Annotated in this window: 15 protein-coding genes; 7 read left to right on the top strand and 8 right to left on the bottom strand. The window is 48.0% G+C overall.

All coding sequences use genetic code 11. The features are described 5' to 3' along the window. Nucleotides 1-9 precede the first annotated feature (9 nt). From ACZ5PW_RS19445 to mraZ, 4 genes are all read right to left on the bottom strand, one after another. Complete coding sequence (locus ACZ5PW_RS19445; protein WP_464556674.1) at nt 10-1,959, bottom strand: penicillin-binding transpeptidase domain-containing protein; 1,950 nt, start codon at nt 1,957-1,959, stop codon at nt 10-12. A 24-nt stretch (nt 1,960-1,983) separates the two neighbouring features. Continuing rightward, on the bottom strand, nt 1,984-2,274 hold the full coding sequence (locus ACZ5PW_RS19440; RefSeq protein ID WP_464556673.1) for a hypothetical protein: 291 nt from the start codon (nt 2,272-2,274) through the stop codon (nt 1,984-1,986). Between the two features lie 7 nt (nt 2,275-2,281). Then, nucleotides 2,282-3,256: a 16S rRNA (cytosine(1402)-N(4))-methyltransferase RsmH gene (rsmH, locus tag ACZ5PW_RS19435; RefSeq protein WP_464556672.1), complete on the bottom strand. Its 975-nt coding sequence runs from the start codon at nt 3,254-3,256 to the stop codon at nt 2,282-2,284. Between the two features lie 138 nt (nt 3,257-3,394). Further along, the gene (gene mraZ, locus ACZ5PW_RS19430; protein WP_464556671.1) at nt 3,395-3,844 is read right to left on the bottom strand and encodes a division/cell wall cluster transcriptional repressor MraZ; all 450 of its coding nucleotides are present in this window, start codon (nt 3,842-3,844) and stop codon (nt 3,395-3,397) included. A 427-nt stretch (nt 3,845-4,271) separates the two neighbouring features. Between mraZ and ACZ5PW_RS19425 the strand changes: the two genes are divergently transcribed. After that, the gene (locus ACZ5PW_RS19425) at nt 4,272-5,282 is read left to right on the top strand and encodes an HD-GYP domain-containing protein (RefSeq protein ID WP_464556670.1); all 1,011 of its coding nucleotides are present in this window, start codon (nt 4,272-4,274) and stop codon (nt 5,280-5,282) included. Nucleotides 5,283-5,284: 2 nt separating this feature from the next. Here the strand turns inward: ACZ5PW_RS19425 and ACZ5PW_RS19420 are convergent, their stop codons facing one another. Continuing rightward, a complete protein-coding gene (locus ACZ5PW_RS19420; RefSeq protein ID WP_464556669.1) occupies nt 5,285-6,859 on the bottom strand; it encodes a SidJ-related pseudokinase in 1,575 nt (524 codons plus the stop codon). A 219-nt stretch (nt 6,860-7,078) separates the two neighbouring features. On the opposite strand from ACZ5PW_RS19420, the gene ACZ5PW_RS19415 reads away from it, so the two are divergent. The 6 genes from ACZ5PW_RS19415 to ACZ5PW_RS19390 all read left to right on the top strand — a co-directional run bounded on the left by ACZ5PW_RS19415 (nt 7,079) and on the right by ACZ5PW_RS19390 (nt 12,537). Next, on the top strand, nt 7,079-8,356 hold the full coding sequence (locus ACZ5PW_RS19415; RefSeq protein ID WP_464556668.1) for a double-cubane-cluster-containing anaerobic reductase: 1,278 nt from the start codon (nt 7,079-7,081) through the stop codon (nt 8,354-8,356). Nucleotides 8,357-8,574: 218 nt separating this feature from the next. After that, a complete protein-coding gene (locus tag ACZ5PW_RS19410) occupies nt 8,575-9,327 on the top strand; it encodes an acyl-CoA dehydratase activase (RefSeq protein ID WP_464556667.1) in 753 nt (250 codons plus the stop codon). Between the two features lie 120 nt (nt 9,328-9,447). Further along, a complete protein-coding gene (locus tag ACZ5PW_RS19405) occupies nt 9,448-10,956 on the top strand; it encodes a 30S ribosomal protein S1 (RefSeq protein ID WP_464556666.1) in 1,509 nt (502 codons plus the stop codon). Nucleotides 10,957-11,105: 149 nt separating this feature from the next. Continuing rightward, nucleotides 11,106-11,231 (top strand): hypothetical protein, encoded by a 126-nt coding sequence (locus tag ACZ5PW_RS19400; protein ID WP_464556665.1) that lies wholly within the window; start codon nt 11,106-11,108, stop codon nt 11,229-11,231. A 58-nt stretch (nt 11,232-11,289) separates the two neighbouring features. Next, on the top strand, nt 11,290-12,012 hold the full coding sequence (locus ACZ5PW_RS19395; protein ID WP_464556664.1) for a sulfite exporter TauE/SafE family protein: 723 nt from the start codon (nt 11,290-11,292) through the stop codon (nt 12,010-12,012). Between the two features lie 30 nt (nt 12,013-12,042). Beyond that, nucleotides 12,043-12,537 (top strand): FxsA family protein, encoded by a 495-nt coding sequence (locus ACZ5PW_RS19390; protein WP_464556663.1) that lies wholly within the window; start codon nt 12,043-12,045, stop codon nt 12,535-12,537. Nucleotides 12,538-12,768: 231 nt separating this feature from the next. On the opposite strand, the gene ACZ5PW_RS19385 is transcribed toward ACZ5PW_RS19390, so the two are convergent. The 3 genes from ACZ5PW_RS19385 to ACZ5PW_RS19375 form a co-directional block, all read right to left on the bottom strand. After that, nucleotides 12,769-13,254 (bottom strand): CBS domain-containing protein, encoded by a 486-nt coding sequence (locus tag ACZ5PW_RS19385; protein ID WP_464556662.1) that lies wholly within the window; start codon nt 13,252-13,254, stop codon nt 12,769-12,771. 103 nt (nt 13,255-13,357) lie between these two features. Next, nucleotides 13,358-14,602 (bottom strand): HD domain-containing protein, encoded by a 1,245-nt coding sequence (locus ACZ5PW_RS19380; protein WP_464556661.1) that lies wholly within the window; start codon nt 14,600-14,602, stop codon nt 13,358-13,360. 22 nt (nt 14,603-14,624) lie between these two features. Then, nucleotides 14,625-18,542 (bottom strand): class I adenylate cyclase, encoded by a 3,918-nt coding sequence (locus ACZ5PW_RS19375; RefSeq protein ID WP_464556660.1) that lies wholly within the window; start codon nt 18,540-18,542, stop codon nt 14,625-14,627. Nucleotides 18,543-18,606 lie beyond the last annotated feature (64 nt).

The raw sequence follows: 18,606 nt of genomic DNA, 5'->3' as shown, positions 1-18,606 counted from the left end.
TGCCCTTGTTCAGGATACCCAGAGAACCATTTCCGCGTTTTCTTCTTCGGGCCATTTATCACCGGCCTCGGGAAGTTGTTTTGTTACTTTCATTCCCTGACCTTTGAGTCTGGGAACAAAACCTTTTTGAACCAGTATTTCTATTGCTCTGCGGATCGGCATTCCTGTAAGGTCCGGAACCACTTTTTTATTGGCTTCGGCATGGGCCGGATTCGCACGCAGTGCCCGTCTTGGCATTTCGGAAAAGGGGTGGGGACCTGCCGCTATAAGCGGAGTGGGGTCCCTGTGTTCCGGAAGTTTTCCGTAATATGCCAGCGTTTCAGTCATTATCTTTTTAACAGCAGGTGCCGCTACCGTTCCGCCGTAGTGGTTCGGCTTGGGGTCGTCCACCATCATAAAAACTATATATTCCGGGTTGTACCCCGGAACCAGAGCCACAAAAGAAGCCAGATATTCAGTCCCGTAGCCACCCTGTTTGTGGGCTTTCTGTGCTGTTCCCGTTTTTCCGGCAACCGTAGTGCCGCTTATGCGGGCTTTTCTGCCGGTTCCGTCTTCCTGTACTACTTCGCGCATCATGGAGAGGACTTTTTCTGCCACATCAGGGCTGAAAACACGTTTTGGTGTTTCACTCTCTTCATCATGCGGAAACTGCACCAGTCGAAGGGGCTTGCTCACGCCTTTATTGGCTATTGCAAGAAACCCCTTGGCCATCTGCATGGCAGTAACACCTATACCCTGACCGAATGATCCCGCAGCGAGATCAATTTCATTCCACTGTGCGGCAGGGCGGATCATTCCCCTACGGTCGCCGGGGATTGGCAGTCCTGTCTTGCTTCCGAAGCCTAGGTCGGTGATGAACTTATGGTAGTTCTGAACACCGAGTTCAAGGCCGATTTTCGCGCTGCCGATATTACTGGAATAGCGCAGTACCTTATGTACCGGCAGCCAGCCCTCACTGTGAGTATCCTTGATGTACTTGCCGTTAAGTTTCCAACGCCCGTTTTCGCAGTCAAACAGTTTTTCGGGAGTAACAACTCCGTACTGCAGAGCAGCGGCTATCAGAAACGGTTTGAAGGTTGATCCCGGCTCTACAACATCAAGCGCCGCACGGTTTCTCCATATTGCCGGAGAACTGGTGCGGAAAATATTGGGGTTGAACCTCGGGCAGTTGGCCATAGCCAGGACATCTCCGGATGCAACCTCGACAACAACGGCAGCCCCCCACTTGCCATTATATTTTCGCACTGCATTGGCCAGAGCATTCTCTGTGGCTGACTGCAGATTTGAATCAATGGTCAGGTGGATGTCTTTACCCCTGATGTCCATTTCGCGGCCCATGGCATCCAGATACAATCTGCGTCCAGATGCGTCCCGCTGAACAACGAACTGGGCCTTGCGTCCTGCAAGCCGGTCGTTGAATTCTTTTTCAAGGCCTTCAAGGCCGTCCCCGTCTATGCCAACAAAACCGAGCAACTGCCCTGCAAGATGGTTGTTGGGGTATAGCCGGATGTATTCCGTTGTAAGGTAGACACCGGGCAATTCGGCCGCTTTGATTTTTGCGGCCATACGGTCATTGATCTGGCGCTTGATCCAGATGAAATTTGATTTTCTGGACAGCTTCTTTCGCAGTTTGCTCTGGGATATTCCCAGTATTTTGGAAAGTTTTATCGCTGTACCGCCCACATCTTTAACTTTCACCGGACGAATATAGACCGATGATGCTTCTACACTTGTGGCAAGCAGGTTGCCGTTGCGGTCGTAGATCGAACCGCGTTCTCCCCGCTCCAGTTCTGCAGCCAGATGCTGGCGTAAAGCCAGACGTGAGAGATCGGCACCTTTGAACAGCTGCAGCCATGCTGCCCTGCCCAGAAGTCCCGTCCACATCAGGGCGAAAAGGACCATGACGAAGAGCAGTTTATTCCTGCTCTGCTTCAGGCTTTCCTTTTTCCTTTTTGCCACATCCAGCTCCTGTTGCCTTTTACTTTAATTATCAGCCGCTTCCCTTGGCCTCCTTATCTGGCCTTGTGAAGCCGGCCCGAAACCGTATTGTTTTGCGAGCTCCCTCAAACGCAGGGGGGAAAGCAGGTTGTTTCTTTCAACTTCCAGTTTTGCAACCAGTGCTTCCTGTTGGTCCAGGCGTTTTTCCATCCGCCTCAGGTCGTATGCCTTATCCACTCTTTCAATATTGAACCAGACCGAAACAAGCCCTAAAATCAATGCCGAACCCATCGTCAGAGCCAGCGCTATGGCTATACCTTTGGAGTCGTCTTTCATTTCCGTTTCATCCGTTTTCAGGGACTTTTTCAGCTACCCTGAGTTTTGCGCTGCGGCTTCGCGGGTTGAGCTTCATCTCTTCTTCGGTCGGAAGGATGGGCTTTCGGGTCAGCACATTCAGCCTTTTTACTTTTCCGCAGGTACATACCGGCTGCATAGGCGGGCAGTCACATTGCTGCGATTCGGCTTTAAAAGCTTTCTTGACTATCCTGTCTTCCAGAGAATGAAACGAAATTATCGCGACTCTCCCGCCAGGACTTAAGCGTTTAGGAATCTGTCGAAGGAAGTTCTGCAGTTCTTCCAGCTCCGAGTTCACCGCAATCCGCAGTCCCTGAAAGGTCTTGGTTGCGGGGTGAGTTCTCGACAGAGCTTTTCGTTTGGCCGGATAGGCCTTTTCGACAATTGCTGCCAGTTGCAGGGTGGTGGTTATTTTGTCCTGTTCTCTGGCTGCTATTATGGCCTTGGTTATTCTGGAAGCTAACGGCTCTTCTCCGTAAAGCTTCAGGATCCTGTTGAGATCGGAGTATGAACCCTTATTTACTATTGATGACGCCGGCGGCATTCCGCCCGCCGGGTCCATGCGCATATCAAGCGGACCATCCTTGATGAAGCTGAACCCGCGTTCGGCTCGGTCAAGATGTAGAGAGGAAACCCCCAGATCAAGAACCACGCCGTCCACAGTATCCCAGCCTAGCTCGTCAAGAGCGGCTTCAAATCTGCTGAAAGCAAGATGAAACCTGTGCGCCCGGTCTTCGAACGGCTCAAGCCTTGTTCCGGCAAGCTCAAGGGCCTGTTCATCACGGTCCAGTCCTGCCAGTTCCGCGTTTTCTCCTGCGGCTTCCAGAATGGCGCTTGAATGTCCGGCCATGCCGAGTGTGCCGTCGAGGTAGCGGCCCCCCGGTTTGGGTGCCAGCCATTCAATGACTTCATTCAGCAGAACCGATGTGTGAACCTTTTCAGGTCGGTTTTCTTTGCTTTCCATGGTTTCCTGATTTCAAGCCGGTTCAGTGTTAAAGTTTCGCTCTGGGGGGAGCGGTAGTAAACTGCGACGGCTTGAAACATCAAGCTTAAATTTTGTAAAAACGATTGAATCAACGGTGCGGGATCAGCGATACTGTGCTTAGAAGGGGAGCTCTACTCCGCAATCAGCCAGTTCTTCAGAGACATCATCGAAATCCTGTTCAAGCAGTGCTTCGTATTCCCGCTTGTCCCAGACTTCAAATCTGTCGCCGACACCGGCAAGGACAACGTCCTTATCCAGTTTGCCGCTTTTCCGCAGATGGGAAGGGATGGTGATGCGTCCTTGTTTATCAAGGAGGACTTCTTCGGAACCTGAAATTATGATGCGAATGAAATTCCTGAGTTTTCGGCTGGGACTCTTGATGCTGGTTAGTTTTTGTTCAAGAATATCCCAGTCCGGGGGAGTGAAACCTACAATGTTTCCCTCGAAAATGGTTAAGGTCACACTACCCTTGGGAGAATCGGCATACACTTGGTCGCGATACTCCGGTGTAAGCATCAGTCTGCCTTTGGCATCCATGCTTCTATGTGCGTGACCTCTGAATTTCATCTCTTTACCACCTAATCACACAGTTCTACCACCAATTCCCCCCGTCTCCCCACCTGTGTGTGAAAATGGGGAAAAAGTCAAGGCCCCTTTTTTAAATAAGAGGGTCGCATTTGGCTGATTCAAAGGCTTTTTAAGGAGGTTCAGGAGGCTAAAAGCTTAAATATGTGGAGCTTAGAAAAAATGGCTCAGTTAAGAAATAAATTAGAAAATTTTTAAAAAAATAATTAAAAAAAATATCGAGGTCGGGATAGTCTTCACGAAAGAGCATATGAGTGCTATAGGGGATTTAAAGACAGGGGTTGTTTTTTGATTCTTGGACTCTTCCTGTTCGGAGAATTTTCAAGAGTTGGTACGTTTTCGGTTACAAATTGCTGTACGTGCTGAATGTCGTGATATCGCAGCTATTTATTTGGGGTGAGAACAGATTATGAATGCAAAAGGCAGAATGGATGTTCCTGATGGTCTAAACGAGGAATATTATCAGATCAGTCCTGATATTTTACAAAGTTTCAACAAGTTCAGGCCTCCATTAAACATTTTTGTTTTCAAGGAAGATATCGGACGTGTCGCTTCTTATTATAAGGTAGGGGAGCGGCTAACTAAAGAGCGTATAGAACAACTTGCCGAAATGGTTAAGGAAGGGCTTATCTTTGTGTCCCGCAGAGACCATCCTGTCTATGTAAAACATATCGCCTACCAGCTTGACCTTGTCCTCATCGACCGCAATCTTAAAGAGAGCGAGATTGCTGATATTTTTGTTGAAGCCTTAACCATGAGGATCAACGAGTTTTTTGATCAGCCTGTGGCTGCGGTCATGGAAAGGCTGTGGACAGACCTTATGGTGCTGACTGAATATCTCTGGAATGACCCTTACAGAATCAAAGCACTGGCAAGGCGTCTGCATCATGAGCATACTCTGGCAAAGCACAGCGTGAACTGCGGTATTCTGGCTCTTGCCATGTTTATCCACCAGAAGTCGGAGTCCTTTTCCAAAGGAGATATAACCCGCAATCATTTCAACCGGCTTACAGCGGGATTCTTCCTTCACGATCTTGGAATGACTAAAATTCCTCTTTTCATCAGGGAAAAACCGAAGCCGTTAACTACTGACGAACGTACTAAAATTGATAAGCACCCTATGCTTGGTTATGAAATGCTCGGAAAGCTTGATCTTAAGTATAAGGAAGTAGAAGCCTGTGTGATGGAGCATCACGAGAGAATTAACGGAAAGGGCTATCCCCAGAAAAAATCCGGCAGGGATTTCACTCCTACCGGAAGGCTCATTGCCGCTGTTGATTCCTATTGTGCCATGATTACCAAAAGACCTTATGCTGAGGCAGTGGACCCCAAGAAAGCTGCTGCTGTGCTCGCGCAGGACAAAGGTTATGACCCCGAGGTTACCAGGAACATTCAGTCCTGGGCCATGACTTTGAAGTAGGTCTATGGGCTCCAGCGGTCACCGAGTGATTTACTGGCAATACAGCATCCGGCGGCCATAGCCGACCATTCGATAATTTCAGGCAGGGATATGGTGCTGTTGAAGTCCCCCAGATGGGGGCCTGTGGTGAGCGGGATATCCTCTGTCCCTTTTTCTATACTCAATGCTTTTTCTCTGTCCATTCCGCATTTGATCAGATAATTGCGGAATTCCGCGTCTTCCAGAATGTCCTGATCCACAACACGCATGAATTCAAACATATGGCGGTCGATCCCCATTTCGTTGATCATGGTTTTGACTAGTTCGGGGACATGCAGGTCCACTTCGTTCTTAAATTTAATTCCGGTGAATCCTTTGTAGTAGCTGCAGAAACAGTTGAAGACAGCCTTTATAAACAACTCTTCATCAAAAAGTTCACGGGCGTCAACGGGATTCCCATCCTCATCAAGGCCGCAAAGCTCGGGGTTACCGGACCTGAACCAGCTCCCCAGAACAAGCAGGATCGATATGAAGTGGGAACCGATCGCCCAGTAGAATGAATCACGTCCCGGTTTAATGACCTGCAGATGTTCGAAGTCACGCAACCCGGAAAGACCGAAGTTCGGGTAGCGGCATGAGTCCAGCCAGCGGTCAAGCCTGCCGAACCTTCTCCATTCATAAACTCCCTCATCATTGCGCCTTGTCGCCTGTACCCGGTTATGAAAGAGCGGGATGGGGGCATCATGAACAATTCCGCGGCCTGCCAACCATCCGAGAAGAAAAGAGTTGCGGCCCATAATCTCCAGCATCTCTTTAGCTCCACAGCGTTTGTCCTCCCGGTCATCATTTGGGTAGACAAAGTAGTCGCTGTGGGCGTGGTAGGCCATGGCAAAGCGTTCCTGGTGCAGATTCTCCGGGTGCTGGGCGGGCAGGTCTTCCAGACGGAAGACAACGTGTCCGGCAATAGTATATGGTTTGGGGCAATCGAAGCGGCATCCACACTGGGCGGCCTCATTCTGTAGCCTTTCCATCCAGCGCCCTTCAAGGTGAAGGCCTTCAGGGACTTCACCTTTGCGCAGGATTTTAACCGCAAAAATAAGATTTTCGCCTTCAGTCTTCATGATCGCTGTGCGGCCTGAAAATGATGGTTCTTCAGTGACTCCAGCCCTTTTTATCAGGTTTTCCCATTTGATTGAGGGGGCAAAGCCGGAGAAGGGTTCAGGCTCTTCAGGCAGTTTTACGTCAAACGGAAGAACTCCGAGTCCGCCGGATGATTCTATTGATGAATATTTTTTGCAGGTGGAGGCTGCCTGTATCTGCAGGTTGAGTGCCTTTTTTGAAAGACTGTAATCAGAACTCCCGTGGGCCACTGCTGCCAGAGCTTTCGAGCATTCCCGGTAAAGCAACTGTGACATGCGCTGGTCGCTGTATCGCCCTTCCATGAGTATGTCCCAGATCGCATGAATTATCTTTTCATCCGCACAGTCCGGTGATTTTTGGATTAGTGAGCGAAGGTTGCGCAGGTCCATGTATGCAGCACTGAATTCCCGGTCGGGTTTCAGTCCGCTGGCGTAGAAAGTGGCTTCAGATTTGTTCAAGTTACTCCCCGTTTAGTCCGTTTCATCATCAGGATGAAGATGAGTTATACCAAAGTATGATTTTAAGCCAGCCCATTGCAGGGGGGAGGTATCAGGTCTGTGCATGAGTTGTCAGTGCAAAGATAGCTTATATCGATTTGTGCTAAGCACTGTGGTGATTTATTTCAAAAAAGGGCTCGTTAACAACTTTTAACGCACGCAATACGGGAGATAAGAAGTATGTCTGACGCAGGTTACAAAGAAATGTGGGAGAATCTCAATCTCGATATAGAGGCCCATGACGGCTTACTTGAGGTTCTTGGTAAGTTTTACGGTGATATTTATATGAGCCAGCAGGGACGCCTGCAGGGAATGGAATATCTGGATTTCGTTCTTTCTGAAGTTCATGGTCTGAGAATAAAGGAACTTGTTGAAGCCAAGGCCGAAGGGCGCAAAATTATCGGAACTTTCTGTGTATTCGTGCCTGAGGAGCTTAGTCTTGCCGTGGACGCGGTACAGGTGGGGCTCTGTTCCGGAGCGGATGCGGGAACCGAAGCTGCGGAAACTGTTGTGCCCAGAAATACCTGCGCCCTGATCAAATCTTTCATCGGTTTCAAGATGGCTAAAATCTGTCCCTACACCGAATCCTGTGACCTGATAATCGGTGAAACCACTTGTGACGGAAAGAAAAAAGCTTATGAAGCTTTTTCCGAGATGGCGCCCATGTACGTTATGGAAGTTCCCCAGCGTAAAGACGCGTCCGACCGTGCCCTCTGGAAATCTGAAGTCATGCGGTTTAAGGATGAGCTTGAGAAATTGACCGGGAAACAAGTTACCGCGGAATCTCTGAAAAAGGGTATCAAAATTGTTAACGATAAACGCCGGGCCCTGCAGCGGTTGAATACCCTTCGTGCTGCGGTTCCTACTCCGATTTCCGGGAGGGATGTTCTGCTGATCAACCAGGTCAGCTTTTATGATGACCCGGTTCGGTTTACCCAGTCCATCAACACTCTCTGTGACCAGATTGAGGAACGTATTTCTTCAAAAGAGGGCATTGTTCCGGAGAAAACGCCAAGGCTGATGCTCTCCGGTTGTCCCATGGCTGTTCCGAACTGGAAGCTTCCTTATATTGTCGAAAGCTCCGGAGCGGTGGTAGTCTCAGAGGAATCCTGTATTGGAACACGAAATTCGCGGGATCTCGTTGATGAGTCAGGGGAGACCGTTGAGGAAATGATTGATGCAATCTGTGACCGCTATATGAAGATAGATTGTGCCTGTTTCACTCCCAATAGCGAGCGTCTGGAAAATATAAAGAAGCTTGCAGAAGAAACCAAGGTGGACGGTGTGCTTCACTATTCACTTATGTTCTGCCAGCCTTATACTCACGAAGCGTTCAAGGTTGAAAAAATGCTTTCCGATGCGGGCGTTCCCATGCTGGCAATCGAGACTGATTACAGCATGGAGGATGTTGAGCAGCTTAAGACTAGAGTTGAAGCTTTTGTAGAGATGATTTCCTGATCCACTCAGGATATATGTAAAACCTCCGGCGACTCTGTAGGAGCATTGCCGGAGGTTTTACCCGCTGCTCCGGGGTGATGTTGAAAGGGGACTGATGTTGTTTTGCCGAAAACCTTCCGCTTGACTTGCTGCGGGATGTGGACACTCAAAAAGGCGTGAATCCTTTAATTTTAATTAAGGTTAGCCGTTCAGTATGGCCAGCCTTGGGGTGACTGAAATTGATTGCTGGAATTGACATAGGATCAAGGTCCATGGAGTTGGTGGTTCTGGAAGGGAAGGAGGCTGTTCTGAAGCGAAAGCTGCCGACAACTTTTGATCCGGCCTCACAGATCAGGACAATCCTTGAAGAAGTAGAAGTTGAACGGATTTCAGCCACTGGGTATGGCCGCAAACTCGTGACAGAAGAGCTAACGGGGGTTGAGTGTGTTTCCCTTACAGAAATCAAGGCTTACGCTCTGGGGGTTGCACACCTGTTTCCCGATGCGCGTACTGTTCTGGATATCGGCGGTCAGGATACCAAAGCCATATCCCTGCTTGGAAATGGGAAAGTGGCTAAATTTGAAATGAATGACCGTTGCGCTGCAGGTACAGGTAAATTTCTGGAACATCTGGCGAATGTTTTCCAGATTCCTATTGAGGAGTTTGGTAACTATGCTCTCGAAGGAACAGAGCCGCTGATGATCAACAGCATGTGTACCGTTTTTGCCGAAACCGAGGCAACTTCACTTATGGCTCAGGGTAAAAATCCCCGAGACATCGCTTTGGGACTGCATAGTTCAATTGTAAGGCGTACAGTGAATATGCTGGGGCGTGTGGGATTGGAAGAACCATTGGTTTTTGCCGGGGGGGTCGCGAATAATGCCTGTGTTGTCAGTATGTTGAAAGATAGCGTCAAGCTCGATCCTTACATTCCCGAAGACCCGGATTTTACCGGAGCACTCGGCGCGGCGCTTCACGGATTGTCTGCATAAAAAAAATCTTGAATAAATCGTTTGAAAATTGCTCCTTTTATCGTTAGGTTCCCATTGTCCATGGCAATATAAAAAATCCAACCTGCCGTGACCAATTTGCCCTCCAGGAGAAACAAGAGCATGTCCGAGAAAAACTTGGAAACGAATGGCGAAGAGAGCTTCGCCGAAATGTTTGAAGCCTTCCAGTCTGAATCCAACGACAATCTTCAGGTCGGAGACCAGATCAAGGGAACCGTAATTTCCATAACCAAGGATTCCGTGTTTGTAGACACCGGGTCCAAAGTAGATGGAGTTGTGGACCGTGATGAACTGACTGATGAGGAAGGTGAACTGACCGTAAAAGATGGTGATACCGTAGAGCTTTACGTTATCTCCATTAATAACAATGAAATCGTTCTGTCCAAAGCCATGTCCGGCGCAGGCGGTTTGAATATGCTGCGTGAAGCATATGAAAACAAGGTTCCTGTAGAAGGAAAAGTAGCCGAAACATGCAAAGGCGGTTTCAGGGTAAAGATGATGCATCGTAAGGTGTTCTGCCCTGTCAGCCAGATCGACACTTCTTTTGTTGAAGACGCTGAGAGTTTTGTAGGCAGCACTCACAATTTTCAGATCATCAAATTCGAAGAAAACGGTCGCAACATTGTAGTTTCCCGCAGAGTTCTTCTGGAACAGGAGCAGGAAAAGGTCCGCGAGCAGTTTGTAAAGGATGTTCAGCCTGACTCAGTGCTCGAAGGTAAAGTTACCAAGCTGATGCCTTTCGGGGCGTTTGTAGAATTGGCTCCCGGTGTGGAAGGCATGGTTCACGTTTCCGAACTGAGCTGGTCCCGTACTGTGAAGCCCGAGGACGTTGTTCAGCCCGGAGATGAGGTTTCCGTTCGAATACTTTCCATGGAGCCCCGCAAGGACGGTAAAGGGCTTAAGATCGGCCTTTCCCTGAAACAGCTTCAGGCTGATCCCTGGGATGAAGTGGATGGCAAGTTCAAGGCCGGAGACAAGATTACCGGTAAAGTTGTCCGTTGTGCTGAATTCGGTGCCTTTGTTGAAATCGCACCGGGAATTGAAGGTCTGGTTCATATCTCCGAAATGAGCTACACCAAGCGGGTCCACAAAGCCGAAGACGAAGTTACTCCCGGCCAGGAAGTTTCTGTCATGATCAAAGATATTGATCCGGTAAAACGCCGCATAGGCCTGTCCATGAAAGACGCAGCCGGCGATCCCTGGCTTGATGTTGCTGACACTTTCAAAGTTGGTCAGGAAGTCGAAGGAACTGTTGAAAACCGAGCCGAGTTCGGCATTTTCATCAACCTTGCGCCCGGAATCACAGGATTGCTGCCCATGTCACGTATCAGCCGCTCCGGCAAGCAGGCTGAACTAGAAGCTCTCAAGCCCGGTGACAAAGTTACCATCTCCATTGAAGAGATCAACACTGTTGACCGTAAGCTTACCCTCACCGCCGGTGAGGCTGCCAAAGGTGACGAGGAAGTGGATTGGAAGAAATATTCCAAACCTGCTCCCAAGAAGTCCGCTCCCCGTAAGTCCGCATCCAAAAATGCTTCCTCCGGTGACTCCGGTGGATTTGGCGGACTCCTCGGTGCCAAGCTTCAGGAAGCCCTTAAAAATAAGAAATAAAGTTAAAGGCCGGGCTTTCTTTGGAATCCCGGCCTTTATTTGATTGTGTCATGAATAATAACGACACTGTACTTTGTTGGAAAGACTGCTGATCGGGCTACAAGAAGACGAGTTCGCGTCTTCAGTCTTTGAAGCCCGGAAGTATAACCATGGTGGAAATAAATCCTGATCAACTGGCAACCATTGAAAATATAGCCAGAATCAGGAGATCTGTAATTATTGCCAAAGAAGACCTTCCTGAAAACAGAATTCTGCTTACCATCAGTAAAAACTGAATCTCTTTTTATTGTGAAATAAAGCATCCTGTGGCGCGAAGCCTTATAAGGATACAAAATGTCCGCATTCGTACTTGTCCCGATTATTTTTTTGTCTGCAGGATTTTTGCAGGGTGTAACCGGTTTTGGCTCAGCTTTGATCGCGATGCCATTGCTATCCTATGTCATTGATATCAAGGCCGCAGTTCCCGTATGCACACTTTGCGGGGTTTTGATAAACGTCATTATGACTCACAAGCTGCGTGCCAGCTTTGACCGTGCCAAGATTATTCCTCTTGTTATCGGTAGTGTGCCCGGGGCCATCTTCGGCACTCTCTTGCTCAAAGAAGTCAACGGAGATTATATAAGAATATTTCTGGGGCTTCTGGTTACTCTCTTTGCCGGATATTCGCTTATTGCAAAGCCGGTTCGGGTGGCTATCAGCGATAAATGGGCCTACCTTTCAGGATTTCTCACCGGCGCAATATCCGCTTCTGTAAGTGCTGGGGGCCCGCCCACGATAATATACTCTTCACTGAAAGGATGGGACAAAGATACATTTAAATCAACTCTGGTCAGTTTTTTTCTGGTAGCCGCTGGCATGTCCGCGGCCGGGCATCTGTTGAGCGGTCTGACTACCTTTTATGTCATGAAGCTGTTTCTGGTTTCGCTGTTGCCCGTTATTGCAGGGACTTATCTGGGTAACGCCGTTTCCCGGTATATTTCGGAGCAATTCTACAGAAGAATCGTCATGCTTCTGCTTGTCTTCATGGGATTGATGCTTATATTCCAGAATGTCTAACTATGAAATCAAGCACGGAGTTAATTGTTAATGTTTGCTAAAATTTTTCTGGGTTTTGTTCTTATACCCCTGATTGATCTGTATATTCTTGTGCAGATAGGTTCTGAAATCGGTACACTGAATGCTATCGCGCTATGTCTGCTCACCGCTTTTGTGGGGGCTGCTCTGGCCAAGTCGCAGGGTGTGGCAACTATGCAGAAGGTTCAGGAGAACCTTAACCGAGGTATAGTCCCTGCTGAGGATATTCTTGACGCGGTCATAATCTTTCTTTCCGGGCTGGTGTTGCTTACTCCCGGATTCATGACTGATATTTTCGGTCTGCTTATGCTTTTTCCGCTTACCCGGGGGTATTTCAAGCGCTGGCTGAGAGGTCAGCTTGAAAATATGAAAAACAATCCTAATATCCATGTGGTACACCACAATACGGAATTTACTGCCTGGACTAATCAGGACCAGCCCAAGCAACGTATTGACAGCATTATTGATGTTGAAGCTGAAGACAAAAACGACAAGCCTCTGCAGTAATATTTTCCTGCACTCTGATAAAAAAAGTGGAATTGAATCAGGGTAGTGGGGCCCCGGACTGTTTATAATCCGTCTCCGAGATTTAAAGAAAAATAGATAAGGCCTTAATATACTTGGATATTAAGGCCTTATCTATAGCTATGCTGCGTGGATTAGAATATAAAATCTGCTGTAGTATCTTCGAAGTATCCCCCCTGGGAGGTTATATCTCAAGGCGCTCTTTTTTGTGCTCTAAAACTGGGAAACTAAGTCACGGGTCATTTCACGGTAGACATCGCTTAGCAGCACTACACCGATTATTTTTCCGCCTTCCTGTACCAGCGCCCATGAGCGTTTCTTTTTACGGAAAATTTCCAGTACCACGAGCATGGGGTCGGTGGGTTTGAGAATTGCGACATCTTCTTCAATATGATCATCAAGCGAGGACGCGCTGCAGGCGGTTCCGGCTCTTTTGAAAGCCCTGTCCCAGTCTGTCTCTTCAGTCAGGCTCAAGTCTTCATCCCGCATGACTTTATCTTCAACTGCTTTAAGCATGGTCCAGATTGAGATGACCCCGCGAAGTGCTCCGTTCTTTTTCAGAACAACAACGACATTGTTGTCCGGAGTCTCCTTCATGCTGTCCCGCAGCACCCTGATGCCTTCAGCAAGGCTTGCTGAATCATCAATCTTAGTGAAGTCTTCGCGCATCATGTCCCAGGCTCTTTTTCTCAACAGCATCAATATCTCCTTTGAAAGAATTATCTTGGCAAACTTAAACCGGCTTAAGTTAACAGTCTTTCGAAGTAGTTAAACCATATTAATCGTTTTTCCGCAAAGCTATTTACTCAAAGTCGGCAAGCAGGGGGCCGACATGGATGCCGGCAATCACAGGGGTTTCCATATAGCTCTGGCTTATTCGCCAGTAGGCCTGATGAAGGTGGGATGATGTAATACCGTTTCGCATGGCATTGTACGCTTCCAGAAAGGCGGCCAGATGGTCACAGAGCTTTAGCAGTTCTCCATCCTTTGGGTCGTAGATATCGTCATTATACCGTGAATCCAGTTCTTCGGTGCTGATTTTTTTTGAATACCCGCCTACCATGGCCTGAGCGTGAAACTCCGACCCTGATTCAAGCCCCAGAAAATAGGCCAGCCTGGATGCGATATTATCATAACCGTTTTCCATGAGCGGAGCCATGATGCGTACTTCCATTTCTTCATCTTCATATTCTTTGATCAACTCACCAATGGTCGGGTCGGATTTTTTTACAGGTGAGATAATATCCCGGGTCAGCAGTTCCGGCATATCGTGGAAGAGTCCGGTGAAAAAATTGTTTTGTTTACGTGCCGGGCAGGCTCCTTTCTCAAGGCTGAAAAACCAGGCGAATGTGGCAACAATGAATACATGACCGAGTACAGAGGTCTCAGGTATGCGTGGAGTCTGAGACCATCTGGTCTGAAAACGCAGCCGACCGCAGAGGTCGGCAAAGCGGCCTATGGGAGTTGATTCGGAGTGGAGAAGCTGTGTTACCCCGGCAATATCGGAGTAGCTCTCCAGTCTGTCTATAAAATTCTGTTCGATCCCGGACAGTTCTTCATCAGGCTGATTAAGATGCTTGAGCAGTTTGAATTCCGAATAACTGGCGTACATGTGCGAAGCGTCCAGAATTTTTCTTGAGAGGGACTCGTATTCAGGGTTGAGGTGGTAATCGCTGATGCGCTCCCAGAACTCACCGCCAAGGGGCATAAGACGGGGACGCAATTGCCGGAGCACCCATTCCGAGAGTTTGCGGTAGTGCTCCGGGTTCTTTTTTATGCGGTAAAAAACCGGCGGCTTGATGTCTGTAATTACCATGCGGAACAGGTATTCAAAGATGCCCCCTTCAACAATGGCGTCACCGAGTTCAATTCTATCCCGTTGCCCCATTTGCTCGCTGTTGAGGGTGAAGAGTATCCAGGCCGCGATCATCTTGTGGGCCTGTTTATCAACCTCGACCAGCTCCATAGGTCTCAGCTTGTCGTTCCAGCGTTTCATGAATGAGCCGGAGAAAATCAGCTGTAACAAACTCTTACGGATTATAGGCATTGCAACCTCTTGCAGTTAATGATCATTCAACAGGTATTTTAAGAAACGGGCAGACTGAGCCCTGAGGAACAAACTGATTCATTTTAATCGGCCCTGAACACAGTTCGGGCATTTCATTGCGAAGGTATGTTTCAGGCGCTTCCACAAGCACCGGAGTAGCGGGAATCTGTTTGCAGAAAACTTCACCCCAATTTGTGCTGTATACCAGGTGAACTTCCCGTACTTTTGGATTTTCCCTCGGAACACAAAAGTTTATTATGAAGAAGGCCCGGGTAACCTGCTCCGGGTTTAAAGCTTCATCAACAGGAGTGTTGAAAACCTCCTTCCCGGGGAAAAAACTGACCAGACTTTCAAACAGCCCCGAAACCTCTTTATCTCTCACCGGAGTGGAAGTCATATCTGTCTTTATCTTCATCTCAGGAGTATAAAGACCATTCAACGCAGCCCATACGAGCATGCAGGTCAGATTTTTACCAGATTCAACGTCCGTCTGAACAAGTCTTGCTCCTGATTCATCATGGTATTCCCCTTGAATGAACCATGTCTTTTTCTTGTCGCGGGTTATAATGAGCGAGTCAAAGAAATGAGTCTGGGAACCGGGCAGCGTTATGCGTTCAATTTTATTCTGCCGTTTGGCAAAGTTTGAGAATATGACCCTGCCGAGTCTGGTGAGGTCTTCAGGAGTAATATTGGAGGCGGAGGTCTTGTCCTGTTCCCCTCTGACTTTCATGTAGGTTTTAATCATGAACTGATTTATCTTGTCTCCAAGGGCAATCACTGACCTGAAATCACTTAAATTTATGAATCCCTTTACTGCACCGGGACTGTCTTTTCCCGCCAGTCCGGTCGCGAATTCTATAATTTCCCTGTCTTCAGGACGTTTTGGTGTCTCGGTAAGTCCTTTTTCACCGACAAGGCCGCATTTGAGCCTGAGGGCCATTGCGGTCAGCCATGTGTATTCAGGATTTCCCTGTGCTGTGTAAAAGTCAGCAAGGTCCTTGTACAGCAGCATGTAGGGGTCAACCCTTCTCAATCGGCGCATGCCGTCAAGTATGTTGCGTTTTATAACTTCACAGAGAAGAGAACTCTTGTGTCCTGAGGTATACATTTCAAGAAGCCCGAATTTCATGATGGACTTGAATGGGCTTTTGACACCTTTTACTATCTGCCAGAGTGATGCTCCGAAAAACTCTTCGATTGGTATATGCGGTACATTCCCGAGATCAACGGCAAACTCCCTGCCTTTGAGCAGGTTTAGTTTTCTCAGGGTATCAGCATAATCCTTGTCGGATGCGTCCGGCCTGCTGAACCACCAGACCGGGGGCTTGCCAGCGATCAGCAGAGCTGTTCTGTAGAATTCCTCCTTGAGGATGGCACTCTGGGCTGAACCGGAGCTTTCTTCATCACTGAGTCCGAATCTGTTGTTACGGATTTCTCTGACATCCATAACGAAAAAATGTACTTCAAGATTGAAGTCTGATTCTGCCCATTCTTCAATCGCCTTAAGTTTGAACTGCAAACGCTCTCTGCTGTCTCCCCGGGTTTTGGAAAAATCACAGCATACCCAGCAGTCGAGATCGGAAGAGGTGGACTGAGCTATGGTTCCTGTGCTTCCGATGGACATCAGAGCTTCAATGGGAACATAAGAATCTTCATCGCTGTCAATTTCTACTTCATTGAAAAAAGCTTTCAGCAGATTTTTTTCTCTGTGGGAAACATGGTAATTCTTAATCCGTGAAGGAACTGATAAATCGGTAATGGAAGTAGCGCGCTCAAAAACAGTTGTGTGGAGAAGTGCCGGCAGCAGTGCCAGAAAGCGACTGCCCTTCGGGCTCATTCTGGAACCGGCCCACTTCAGTCTTCTGGTATTGTTTTCGGCAAAAGCAGCATGCGCACGCTGAATATCCTTGAAGGCAAACCAGAGTTTTACCACCTTGTTTTGTATCTGCAATTCATAACGGTTGATATCAGGAAAAGCTTTGCTTTTCTTCTTCAATCTTTCGCGAACCCCAAGCCTGCGGGAGAGAGTCCTGTACATGGCTTTGAGGATTGCAGGACTCTCGGTTTTCATGTTCAGGGCTTTGCACCCAAAAATGGAACTTCCCGTGAAGTCTACTCCCACTGCTTCCCCGGAGCTGAATAATGTCCCTTTAAAATCGCAATGACTGAATGAAACCCCTTTTAGGCCCGTTTTATAAAAATACACTTCACGCAGGTCGGTGACGTGAAGGCCGCAGCATTTCAACCCGGAGCGGTGAAAAAGGGCTCCGGGAGCGGAGACATAATTGAAGTCGCAATTTGAAAAACTGCATGTATAAAATGTCGCTGAATCCAGATTGGATGAGTTGAAGAAACATCTGTCTATACGGCAGTTCTGGAAGTATGAATTGTTCAGGGTGCTGCTTTTGAAAGTGCACTCGGTGAAACTACACCCGGAAAATATACCATCTGCAAAGGTGCAGGACTCAAAGGTGCATTTCTTGAATATGCACTTTTCCATGAAAATTTCTTTGAAATCACTGGCGGAAAAAGTGCAGTTCTGAAAAGTTATTTCTTTTGCTCTGCTTTTCCAGCGATTCAACTTGTGAACGTGCTGATTTGATATCTGCCCGTCTGTATAGATGTCCGGCAGACCGTCTGAAGTTTCTTCTTCCTTTCCGAAAATTCGGGTGAAACCGGTATTGTTCTTTTTCTTCATCACATTAAGAACAATAGGGGCTCCCAGTTTGATGAAGTCCACTCCCGGCATGGTGCGCCCGTCATCCATTGCCGGTTGCTCCGGTGGAAAAATGGTGTCATTCAGAAAAATATCTTTAAGTGCCTCTTCTAAGCGTCCTTTGTTAGAGCTTTTGGATTTTCTGAGCACAGAAGAAACTATTGCCCCGAAACAGTGTGAGTCTTCATCGGAGAGGGTGGAGAAAAGGGTGGATATGACAGGTCCCTGAAATTCTTTAGGGATGCTGTTCATGAACTGGTTGAAATTATCACTGCTTAAGAGTGGGAGCCTGTTTATTAGTTCAGCTCTGGTCTGGATGGATTCATTGAAAACTCTTGCGAAAATGCGTCCTCTTCTGGAACCGCCGAATTTTGCAATGACATCCATTGCCGCTTTGGCAAGGAAAATGGAAGGCGACATTGCCAATGGAGCGATATCTTTGAGAGTCCTGTCGTCAACCTCGTCAGCGAGCCTTTTCACAGCCGAGAGAACTTTCTTCATGATAATGGGGTCCATAGTGCGCAGATGGAACGCCACATCAAGCACCAGCTCTTTCTCGGGATAAGAAGGCATACTTTCAGCGCATGCACTTATCTCCTCAAGCGATTCCGGTTCGTTCAGGCTCTTGCGGCACTGGTTCCCATATGTTCCGCTCATGAAACATTCCAGAGTGGAAAAAGTCATTTCCCCACTTCGGGTTCCGTTTATTCTGAAAAATGCAGTGGCTTCATCCCGGCTCATACCGGAAGCTTTCTCTATAACAGATCTTGCTACTTTGATTCTTTCATCCACATCGTCAGGTGACAGCGCGAGCATCCTGTCAGCAACTGATATTGCGATATCCGGTGACCGTCCTTCAAACCAGTTGCGCACATGATAAAGAGGCAGCAGCCTGTTACAAAGTATTGCTGCTGCCATTGTCCGTCCGCAGACTCCCATTCGGCAGAGGGCATCGATGCACATATACGGGGTAGAATCTTCCTGTGCTGAAGGGGAGTAGTCCTGCCGGCTTTCAGAAGCTTCCTGCTCGATGGATTTTACTGCGATGCCATACAGGAGAACCCCGTACTTGGTGATATCAAAATCATCCTGAGGTGCAGTGGATTCATTTACACGGCTTTCAATCTTGGCGCGCAGGTCACCCAGCTGCCGCACCTCAGGAGGGTAGAGATTCAGTCTGCGCAGTTCTCTAAGCAGGGTATCTTTGGTAACTTGTTCATCCATATGTTGCTGTACTCCGGATCCAAAGTAGTGTTCCGGGTAATAAGTGAGCTGTTTTAAGGGATGG

Source organism: Maridesulfovibrio salinus (assembly GCF_055394525.1).
The sequence above is the reverse complement of the archived record's forward strand: the minus strand, read 5'-3'. Positions and strand labels throughout refer to the sequence as shown.